This is a genomic window from Kitasatospora sp. NPDC056731 (genome assembly GCF_040687675.1).
Classification (GTDB): Bacteria; Actinomycetota; Actinomycetes; order Streptomycetales; family Streptomycetaceae; genus Kitasatospora.
Genome location: NZ_JBFBNR010000007.1, coordinates 246,220 through 255,699, shown reverse-complemented (window position 1 = coordinate 255,699; position 9,480 = coordinate 246,220). Strand labels below are relative to the sequence as shown.

The 9,480-nt window shown below is 74.6% G+C and carries 9 protein-coding genes; 4 read left to right on the top strand and 5 right to left on the bottom strand.

From position 1 onward, the window contains the following. Positions 1 to 136: 136 nt before the first annotated feature. Positions 137 to 589 carry an NUDIX domain-containing protein gene (locus AB0R04_RS10070; protein ID WP_063346495.1) on the bottom strand — a complete coding sequence of 151 codons (453 nt, stop codon included), beginning with the start codon at positions 587 to 589 and terminating at the stop codon, positions 137 to 139. Between the two features lie 41 nt (positions 590 to 630). Further along, a complete protein-coding gene (locus AB0R04_RS10065) occupies positions 631 to 2,121 on the bottom strand; it encodes an SDR family NAD(P)-dependent oxidoreductase (RefSeq protein WP_363369773.1) in 1,491 nt (496 codons plus the stop codon). Positions 2,122 to 2,418: 297 nt separating this feature from the next. Between AB0R04_RS10065 and AB0R04_RS10060 the strand changes: the two genes are divergently transcribed. Beyond that, complete coding sequence (locus tag AB0R04_RS10060; RefSeq protein WP_363369738.1) at positions 2,419 to 3,858, top strand: GuaB1 family IMP dehydrogenase-related protein; 1,440 nt, start codon at positions 2,419 to 2,421, stop codon at positions 3,856 to 3,858. Here the strand turns inward: AB0R04_RS10060 and AB0R04_RS10055 are convergent. The 3 genes from AB0R04_RS10055 to AB0R04_RS10045 form a co-directional block, all read right to left on the bottom strand. Further along, the gene (locus tag AB0R04_RS10055) at positions 3,819 to 4,769 is read right to left on the bottom strand and encodes a DUF5995 family protein (protein ID WP_363369736.1); all 951 of its coding nucleotides are present in this window, start codon (positions 4,767 to 4,769) and stop codon (positions 3,819 to 3,821) included. The genes AB0R04_RS10060 and AB0R04_RS10055 overlap by 40 nt on opposite strands. A gap of 102 nt (positions 4,770 to 4,871) precedes the next feature. Continuing rightward, positions 4,872 to 5,261: a DUF3224 domain-containing protein gene (locus AB0R04_RS10050; protein WP_363369734.1), complete on the bottom strand. Its 390-nt coding sequence runs from the start codon at positions 5,259 to 5,261 to the stop codon at positions 4,872 to 4,874. Positions 5,262 to 5,390: 129 nt separating this feature from the next. Then, positions 5,391 to 6,479 (bottom strand): PP2C family protein-serine/threonine phosphatase, encoded by a 1,089-nt coding sequence (locus tag AB0R04_RS10045; protein ID WP_363369732.1) that lies wholly within the window; start codon positions 6,477 to 6,479, stop codon positions 5,391 to 5,393. A 127-nt stretch (positions 6,480 to 6,606) separates the two neighbouring features. Here AB0R04_RS10045 and AB0R04_RS10040 point away from each other — a divergent pair, with 127 nt between their 5' ends. The 3 genes from AB0R04_RS10040 (at position 6,607) to AB0R04_RS10030 (ending at position 9,461) form a co-directional block, all read left to right on the top strand. Next, positions 6,607 to 7,575, top strand: a complete 969-nt coding sequence (locus AB0R04_RS10040) for a pseudouridine synthase (protein ID WP_363369730.1) — start codon at positions 6,607 to 6,609, stop codon at positions 7,573 to 7,575. 72 nt (positions 7,576 to 7,647) lie between these two features. Continuing rightward, positions 7,648 to 8,397 carry an SDR family NAD(P)-dependent oxidoreductase gene (locus AB0R04_RS10035; protein ID WP_363369728.1) on the top strand — a complete coding sequence of 250 codons (750 nt, stop codon included), beginning with the start codon at positions 7,648 to 7,650 and terminating at the stop codon, positions 8,395 to 8,397. Next, a complete protein-coding gene (locus AB0R04_RS10030) occupies positions 8,394 to 9,461 on the top strand; it encodes an S-adenosylmethionine:tRNA ribosyltransferase-isomerase (RefSeq protein WP_363369726.1) in 1,068 nt (355 codons plus the stop codon). The genes AB0R04_RS10035 and AB0R04_RS10030 overlap by 4 nt, the downstream gene beginning before the upstream one ends. Positions 9,462 to 9,480 lie beyond the last annotated feature (19 nt).

The window sequence follows — 9,480 nt, the reverse complement described above, 5'->3', positions numbered from 1 at the left end:
CGGGGCTGGACCGTCGCCGCCCGGGTGGGCTGGACCGTCGCCGCCCGGGTGGGCTGGACCGTCGCCGCCCGGGTGGGCTGGACCGTCGCCGCCCGGGTGGGCTGGACCGTCGCCGCCCGGGCGTACCCCGTCGCCCTCAGCGGGTGACGGGGTACCCGGTCGTTCCGGCCCGGACCGCCGACGGCCGTTCCGGCAGCCAGCTGCCGAGGACCAGCGAGGACGGGTAGAACATCGGCTCCGGCAGCGCGTCCAGCGCGACGCGCTCCCAGCCGCCGCAGGCGTGCGGCTCGGTGACGACCGCCTCGGCCAGGCTCGGCGGCGCCAGCACGGCGGCGGTCAGCCGGGGCCGGCCGAGCTCGTGGTCGAGCAGGAGGGCGAGCACCCGCATCTGCTCGGCGGGCAGCACGATGCCGGTCTCCTCGGCGAGTTCGCGGGCCGCGGTCTGCTCGAAGGACTCGCCGGGATCGACCTTTCCGCCGGGCAGGCTCCAGGTGGGCGGCTCGCCGGCGGTGGTGCGCCGACCGATCAGCACCCGGCCGTCCCCGGTGGGCACGATGATTCCTGCGCCGAGCAGCGGTGCGGTGGTCAATTCGCCATCTCCTTCGCGGGGATCCTCGCGGGGACCGGGGATTACCAGTTGGAGCGCTCGTAGTCCTTCAGGAAGCAGCCGTACAGGTCCTCGCCGAGCTCGCCGCGGACGATCGGGTCGTACACCCGGGCCGCGCCGTCGACCAGGTCGAGCGGGGCGTGGAAGCCCTCGTCGGCCAGCCGCATCTTGTCCGGGTGCGGCCGCTCGTCGGTGATCCAGCCGGTGTCGACGGCGGTCATCAGGATGCCGTCGGTCTCGAACATCTCGTGCGCGCTGGTGCGGGTGAGCATGTTGAGCGCGGCCTTGGCCATGTTGGTGTGCGGGTGGCCGGCGCCCTTGTAGCCGCGCTGGAACACGCCCTCCATCGCGGAGACGTTGACCACGTACTTGCGGCGGGAGGCGGAGGCGGCCATCGCCGGGCGCAGCTGGCTGATCAGGATGAACGGCGCGGTGGAGTTGCAGAGTTGGACCTCCAGCAGCTCGACCGGGCCGACCTCCTGGACGGTCTGCACCCAGCTGTTGGTGGGCGCGAGGTCGGGCACCAGCCCGCCGGCGTCGATCGCGGTGCCGGCCTCGATCCGGGCGGGCGTGGCGGAGCCGGTGACGAGCGCGAGCGAGGTGACGTCCTCGGCGGCCATCCGCTGCGCGTCGCCGCTCGCCTGGTGGGGGAGGGCGGGAAGGTCGACGCTGCCGCTGCCGAAGCGGCCGATGGTGGTGGCCTGCGGCAGCTCGCCGGCCGGCAGCGGCGCGGACTCGGCGGCGAGCAGCTCGCGGTAGGACTCCGGCGGGCGGCGCACGGTCTGCGCGGCGTTGTTGATCAGGATGTCCAGCGGGCCGTCGGCGGCGACCTCGTCGGCGAGCGCCATGACCTGGGCCGGGTCGCGCAGGTCGATGCCGATGACCTTGAGGCGGTGGATCCACTCGGCGCTGTCCGGCATCGCGGTGAAGCGGCGGATGGCGTCGTTGGGGAAGCGCGTGGTGATGGTGGTGTGGGCGCCGTCGCGCAGCAGCATCAGCGCGATGTACATGCCGATCTTGGCCCGGCCGCCGGTGAGCAGCGCGCGCTTGCCGGTGAGGTCGGCGCGGGCGTCCCGGTGGGACCGGTTCTTGACGGCGCAGTCCTGGCAGAGGTTGTGGTAGAACGCGTCGACCTCGACGTACCGCTGCTTGCACGTGTAGCAGGAGCGGGGCCGCTCCAGGATGCCGGCGATCTCGGTGCTGGTGACGGTGGTCAGGCCGAAGGCGCCGGCGGTCTCGTCGTCGATCCGGCTGGGGGCGCCGGTGGCGGTGCGCGCGGTGACCTCGCGGTCGTTGGCGGTCTTGCGGGCCCGGGTCTCCTGGCGGCGGCGCTGCTTGAGCGTCCGGAATATGCCGCCGACGGCCTGGCGGACGGTGATCGCGTCCGGGTGGTCGACGTGCAGCTGGTCGAGCTCGGCGAGCACGTCCAGGCAGAGCCGCAGCCGCTCGGGGTCGAGGCCGGGACCGTAGTCGATCTCCTCCCCGGTGTCCGTGTCGCTCTGGTCCTGCTTGATGTCCACGCCCGCCGTCATTGCCTGTCGCCGCTTCCCGCTCGCCTCGCCGTTACCGCGTGAATGCTACGGGAGCGGCCCTGGCCGGGGCGAAAACCGTCCGCTTTGGATGATCGTCCAAGTCTACGCGCGGAGCATTGATCATGGTTTGTACACAGTGCCAGCAATGGGCCTCGAACTGGCTTTTGATCCCACCGTCCCGGAGAATCGAATGCTGGGTGCCGGGCGCCCGAGTGCGCCCGGCGGCAGTGCCGCAACCGCACCCGAGGTGTAATTTCTCCCAGCCAGAGAGCCCCCTTCATGCGCTTCCTGAACGACCTCAAGCCCTCGTACGACTTGACGTACGACGACGTCTTCATGGTCCCCAGCCGTTCCGCCGTGGGCTCCCGGCAGGCGGTCGACCTCTCCTCGGACGACGGCACCGGCACCACCATCCCGCTGGTCGTCGCCAACATGACCGCCATCGCGGGCCGCCGGATGGCCGAGACCGTCGCCCGCCGCGGCGGCCTGGTCGCCATCCCGCAGGACATCCCCACCGAGGTCATCGCCGAGGTCGTCTCCTGGGTCAAGCAGCGCCACCTGGTGCACGACACCCCGATCACCCTCGCCCCCGGCGCCACCGTCGCCGAGGCGCTGTCGCTGCTGCCCAAGCGCGCGCACGGCGCCCTCGTGGTCGTCGAGGACGGCAAGCCGGTCGGCGTCGTCACCGACTCCGACTGCCAGGGCGTGGACCGCTTCACCAGCCTCGCCGACGTGATGTCCCGCGACCTGCTGCTCCTGGACGAGGGCATCGACCCGCGCACCGCCTTCGACAAGCTCACCGAGGCGCACCGCAAGCTCGCCCCGGTCGTCGACGCCGAGGGCCGGCTCGTCGGCATCCTCACCCGCAAGGGCGCGCTGCGCGCCACCCTGTACACCCCGGCCGTGGACGCCGCCGGCAAGCTGCGGATCGCCGCCACCGTCGGCATCAACGGCGACGTGGCCGGCAAGGCCAAGGCCCTGATCGACGCCGGCGCCGACGTGCTGGTCGTGGACACCGCGCACGGCCACCAGGAATCGATGATCAGCGCGCTGCGCGCGGTGCGCGGCCTCGACCCGCGGATCCCGATCGTGGCCGGCAACGTGGTCTCCGCCGCCGGTGTCCGCGACCTGGTCGAGGCCGGCGCCGACATCCTCAAGGTCGGCGTCGGCCCCGGCGCCATGTGCACCACCCGGATGATGACCGGCGTCGGCCGCCCGCAGTTCTCCGCCGTCCTGGAGTGCGCCGCCGAGGCGCGCCGGCTCGGCAAGCACGTGTGGGCCGACGGCGGCGTCCGCCACCCGCGCGACGTCGCGATGGCACTGGCCGCCGGCGCCTCCAACGTGATGATCGGCTCCTGGTTCGCTGGCACCTACGAGTCCCCGGGCGACCTGCAGACCGCCGCCGACGGCCGCCAGTACAAGGAGAGCTTCGGCATGGCCTCGGCCCGTGCGGTCAGCAACCGCACCTCCCAGGACTCCTCGTACGACCGGGCCCGCAAGGCGCTGTTCGAGGAGGGCATCTCGCACTCCCGGATGTTCGTCGACCCGGCCCGCCCGGGCGTCGAGGACCTGATCGACTCGATCGTGGCCGGTGTGCGCAGCTCCTGCACCTACGCGGGCGCCAACACCCTGGAGGAGTTCCAGGAGAAGGCGATCGTCGGCATCCAGAGCGCGGCCGGCTACGCCGAGGGCAAGCCGCTGCACTCCAGCTGGGCCTGATCGGGCCGGGCCCGAGCGCCCGCTCCTTCACCGGCCGGCCGGTTCCTCGCTTCGGGGAGCCGGCCGGCCACCGTGCCCGGTGCGTGCAGTGCCTTGCCTGGTGTGTCCGGTGCGGCGGCCGCCGTGCCCGGTGCGTCCGCCGTGCGTGGTGCGCCGCCGGCTGCGTCCCGCGCGGGGTGCGGGCCGAGCGGGAGCAGCAGGGCGTGGCCGAGCAGGCCGGCCGAGCAGTCCAGGGCGGCGGCGAAGGCCCGCGCGGCGGTCGGCACCGTGCGCAGCTCCCAGAGCGCCTGGACGGCGGACCACGCCCCCTCGCGGGCGGCCTCCACCGACCAGACGCCGAGCAGGTGGGTGAGCGGCTCGGCGCGCTCCAGCACGTCCGGGCCGGGCATCAGCTGCTCCCGGACGGCCGTCTCCACCTCCGCCAGCAGGCCGTTGATCCGGTGGTAGTCCACCGCGAGCCCGGCCGGCTCGCAGCCCCGCCGCAGGCAGGTGTCGACGACGGCGAGCGGCAGGTCGTGCTGGATGTGGGCGTTCATCCCGGCCAGCGCGAACTGCAGCGGGTGCACCCCCGGGTGGGCGCGCAGCGCGAACAGCGGCCGCCAGCAGGCGGGCGGCTCCTGCCCGGCCGCGTCGGCGGCCACGGCCAGCAGGTAGCGCCCGGCGAACACCGTGTCCAGTTCGGCCATCGCCGCCGGATCGGCGAAGTACGAGCCGCCGAGCCGGTCGCGGACGGCCTCCGTGACGGTGAGGTAGAGCCGGTTGAAGACCGCCACCCCGTCCGCCGGGGGCAGACCCGCCCCGATCTCCCGCAGCCGACCGACCACCTCCTCGACCGTGACCGGCGCCGCGACCGTATTCGCGGCCAGCACCGCGACCGGCGTGCCGTCCGCCGCCATCGTCGTACCGGGCATGCGTCACCCTCCGATGTCGATCGTGCACTGATCGCATCATCGTGGCAGCGCGGACGGCAGCCCGGTGTGTGCGGCACGCGGCGCGCGGGGGAGACCAGGTGATCAGCCCAGCTCGTACTCCAGGACGTAGGTGTGGGTGCCGGCCTCGTCGACGGTCAGGCGGAACTCGCCGGTGAGCCCGGCCAGCTCGCCCGACCCGGTGCCCGGCACCACGCGTATGGTCGTCCCGCCGGTGTCCCACGCCGCGTGCTGGAGCACGAACGAGCCCCTCCGCCCGTCCAGTTCGCCCGTCACGTGCTCCACCGCGACGTACGACGCCGGGCCGCCCGAGGGGCCCGCGACGGAGAGCATCCGCACCTCGCTGGTGCCGCTCAGCCCGCCCGTGAAGTTCTTGGAGATCCGGACCCGCCCGAAGGCCGCACCCTCGCGCTCCTCCGTCTCCACCGGTTCGAAGCTGGTCAGCTCGAACGACCCGCTGGCCTTGGACCCCATGGTGCTCTCCTCCCGACGATCGTTACCCGGCCGGCCCCTCACCGACCGTGTGCGAAGCCTTGCACACGGCTCTGACAATCGGCCGGGCCGTCACTGCTCCGCCGACCCGCCCGTCCGCTCGTCCGCCCGTCAGTGCTCCCAGCGGAGCGCCAGCAGCGCCGCGTCGTCCGTCAGCCCGGCGTCGCCGACCCAGCCGTCGACGTCCGCGAGCAGGTCCTCCAGCAGGTCCGCCGGGCTCCCCGCGGGCAGCCCCGGCAGCCGCTCCTCCAGCGGGTAGAACCGCCCCTCGGCGTTGCGGGCCTCGGTGATGCCGTCGGTGTACAGGAGCAGCACGTCCCCCGGCAGCGGCTCGAAGCGGCCCGTCGGATACCCGTCACCGGTCAGCCCCAGCAGCCCGAGCGGCGGCGCGGCGTACGGCGGCGTCAGCGCGTGCACCCGGCCCGCGCGGCGCAGCAGCGGGGGCGGGTGCCCGCAGTTGACCACGCCGACCGGCCCCCGCTCCGCGGGCACGGTCAGCAGCAGCGCGGTGGCGAAGCGCCCCTCGCCCGGTCGGGCGGCGAGCGCCGCGTCCAGCCGCTCGGCCAGCCGCCCGAGATCGGGCTCCGTCCGGGCCGCCTCGCGGAACACCCCCAGCACGTCCGCCGCCGTCTCCACCGCCGGCAGCCCGTGCCCCTGCACGTCCCCGAGCAGGATCCGGGCGCCGTAACGGGTGTCGACCACCGCGTACAGGTCCCCGCCGATGCGTGCCTCGGCCGCCGCCGCGACGTAGCGCACCGCGGTGCGCAGCCGCCCGATCCGCTCCGGCGGCGGGCGCAGCAGGGCCCGCTGCGCCGCCTCGGCGACCGTCCGGACGTGGAACAGCTCCCGCTCCCGGGCCGAGACCAGGACGACGTTGGCGGCGCTGGCCAGGGTCGCCGCGAGCACCGTGATCAGCGCGGTGATGTGCACCTCGGCCGGCAGTTCGGTGTTGGTGGTCTCCAGCAGCCCGACCGCCACGACGGCGATGCCCCCGGCGGCCAGCGGCACCCGGGCGCTGCGGGTGGTCGCCCCGGCCAGGACCGGTGCGACGGCCAGTACGGGGGAGAGGGTCGTCCCCGGCCCGGTCACCAGGTCGGCTACCACGGCGGCGACCAGCAGCCCGAAGGCGCCGACCAGCAGCATCCGGGTGCGCCGCGGCAGGTGCAGCGGCGGCACACCGCCCGGGCCGTCTGCGCTCACACGTCCTCCCGGCTGCTCCCGGCGGATTGGCGACCTACCGTCCACTGTGCTCCGCACTCCCCGTGAGCGGCACCTCGGGGCGGCCTCGGCCGAGGCCGCCCCTGGGGCGGACTACGCTGGCCGGGAGATGAGACGCAAGAGCCGCCGCCCGGCCTCCCCCCTTCCGCAGCGCCACGGTGTGGACCCGGTGCACCTGCGGCTGCCGCCCGAGGGCCCCTGGCCGACCGTCCGCGCCTACCTGGTCGAGCGGCTGCCGACCGTGGGCGCCGCGCGGATCGACGCGGCGTTGAGCGGCCGCGAGATCGTCGGCGAGCACGGCCCGGTCGCCCCGGACGAGCCGTTCCGGCCCGGCGCGCACCTGTGGTTCTACCGGGACCTCCCCGAGGAGGTCTACGTCCCGTTCGAACTGGAGGTGCTGCACCGCGACGAACACCTGGTCGTTGTCGACAAGCCGCACTTCCTGGCCACCACCCCGCGCGGCCGGCACGTCGTCGAGACGGCGCTGTCCCGGCTGCGGCACAGTCTCGACCTGCCCGCCCTCAGCCCCGCGCACCGGCTCGACCGGCTCACCGCGGGCCTGGCCATGTTCGTGGTGCGGCCCGAGGAGCGCGGTGCCTACCAGACGCTGTTCAGCGACCGGCTGGTGCGCAAGGAATACCAGGCGATCGCCCCGTACGACCCGGCGCTGGACCTGCCGCGCACCGTGCGCAGCCACATCCTCAAGGAGCGCGGGGTGATCGCGGCCCGGGAGCTCGACGCGCCGCCGAACAGCGAGAGCCGGATCGACCTGCTGGAACGCCGCGACGGCCTGGCCCGCTACCGGCTGCGGCCGCTGAGCGGGCGCACCCACCAGCTGCGGCTGCACATGTGCGGCCTCGGCGTGCCGATCCTCGGCGACCCGGTGTATCCGGTGGTGCTGCCCGAACCGGCCCCGGACGACTTCCGCCGCCCGCTCCAACTCCTCGCCTCGGTGCTCGAGTTCACCGACCCGCTGACCGGCCGGGAGCACCGCTTCGACACCCGTCGCACCCTCGCCGCCTGGACGGACCCGCAGGCCTGGGCCGCCGGCCCCGGTCCGGCGACCCAGCCGTTCTAAGCCCAACGGACGACCGGGTCCCGGTTCCGGTGGCCGATCCGCCGCCGTCTCCTGCGGGGCGAGGGTGGGGGCATGAACGCAGCACAGCACACCGCCCCCGCCCCCGTCGCCGTGGTCACCGGCGCCTCCCGGGGGCTCGGCCTGGCGCTCGCCCGGGCCCTCGCCGCCGACGGCTGGCAGCTGGTGATCAGTGCCCGCGGCGCGGCCGGACTCGCCGCCGCCGAGGCGGCCCTGGCCGCCGTCACCAAGGTCGTCGCCCTTCCCGGTTCCATCGTCGACGACGACCACCGCGCCCACCTGACCGCGGCCGCCGACGGGCTCGGCGGCGCGAGCCTGCTGGTGAACAACGCCGGTACGCTCAACGGCGCCACCGCGCCCGGCGCCGAACCGCTGCCCCGGCTGGCCGACTTCCCGCTGCCGGACCTGCTGGAGACCTTCGAGGTCAACGCGCTCGCCCCGATCGCCCTCACCCAGCTCGTCCTGCCGCAGCTGCGCGCCCACGCCGGGGCCGTGCTCAACATCAGTTCGGACGCCGCCGTCGTGCCCTATCTCGGCTGGGGCGGCTACGGCGCCAGCAAGGCGGCGCTCGACCTCGCCACCGCCGTACTCGCCCGGGAGGAGCCGGAGTTGCGGGTGTGGGCGGTGGACCCGGGGAGCATGCGCACCGGGATGTTGCAGGAGGCCAGCCCCGGTGAGGACATCTCCGGCGAGCCGCTGCCCGAGGAGGTGGTGCCGGTCCTGCTCGGACTGCTGCACGACCGTGCCCCCTCCGGCCGCTACCGCGTCGAGGACCTGAGGGCCGCGGCCCGGGGTGGGCGATGACCGGACTCGCGGACCTCGGCCTCGACGTCGCCGTGCCGCCCGAACTCTCCGCCCGGGCACCGGCGGAGGCGCGCGGCGGGGCGCGGGACGGCGTGCGGATGCTGGTCGGCCGGCGCGACCGGGGGAGCGTCGAGCACCACCGCTTCACCGAGCTGCCCGGGGTGCTGCGCGCGGGTGACCTGCTGGTGGTCAACAACTCGGCCACCCTGCCGGCCGCGCTGCCCGGCCGGCTGCCCGACGGTACGGCGGTCGCGCTGCACCTGTCCTCCGCCCAGCCCGACCAACGCGGCTCCTACCTGGTGGAGTTGCGGCGGGTGGTGCCGGGTGCGGCGGCCGCCTACTACCCGCCGGCGGACTCCCCGGCCCGCCCCGGTCTGCGGGTGGCGCTGCCCGCCAGCGGCGCGGCCGAGCTGGTCACACCGTTCACCGCCCGGCTTTGGTATGCCCAACTCACTTTGCCAGCAAGTCTGTTGACATACCTGGAGGCGTACGGCAAGGCGATCCGGTACGGCTACGTGGACCGCGACTGGCCGATCGAGGCCTACCAGACGGTCTTCGCGACCGTCCCCGGAAGCAGCGAGATGCCCAGCGCCGCACGGCCGTTCAGCGCGGAGGTGGTGCCCCGGCTGGCGGGTCGCGGGGTGCTGGTCGCGCCGGTCACGCTGCACACCGGGGTGGCCTCGCCGGAGGCGCACGAGGCGCCGTACGCCGAGCGGTTCCACGTCCCGGCGGCCACCGCCCGCCTGGTCGGCCATGTGCGGGCCGGCGGCGGGCGGGTGATCGCCGTCGGCACCACGGTGGTGCGCGCCCTGGAGTCGGCCGCCGCGCCGGACGGCACCGTCCAGGAGGCGGACGGCTGGACGGAGTTGGTGATCACCCCGGAGCGCGGGGTGCGCGCGGTCGACGGCCTGCTCACCGGCTGGCACGAGCCCCGCGCCTCGCACCTGCTGATGCTGGCCGCCGTCGCCGGGCGGCCCCTGCTCGCCGAGTGCTACCGGGCTGCCGTCCAGCACCGTTACCTCTGGCACGAGTTCGGCGACGTGAACCTGCTCCTGCCGGACTGAGCCCGCGGGCCGTGCCACC

Bases quoted from the DNA above. Each gene is read 5' to 3' on its own strand.
- AB0R04_RS10060 (WP_363369738.1), top strand. From the start codon at position 2,419: ATGCGCTTCCTGAACGACCTCAAGCCCTCGTACGACTTGACGTACGAC.
- AB0R04_RS10055 (WP_363369736.1), bottom strand. From the start codon at position 4,769: ATGCCCGGTACGACGATGGCGGCGGACGGCACGCCGGTCGCGGTGCTG.
- AB0R04_RS10050 (WP_363369734.1), bottom strand. From the start codon at position 5,261: ATGGGGTCCAAGGCCAGCGGGTCGTTCGAGCTGACCAGCTTCGAACCG.
- AB0R04_RS10040 (WP_363369730.1), top strand. From the start codon at position 6,607: ATGAGACGCAAGAGCCGCCGCCCGGCCTCCCCCCTTCCGCAGCGCCAC.
- AB0R04_RS10035 (WP_363369728.1), top strand. From the start codon at position 7,648: ATGAACGCAGCACAGCACACCGCCCCCGCCCCCGTCGCCGTGGTCACC.
- AB0R04_RS10030 (WP_363369726.1), top strand. From the start codon at position 8,394: ATGACCGGACTCGCGGACCTCGGCCTCGACGTCGCCGTGCCGCCCGAA.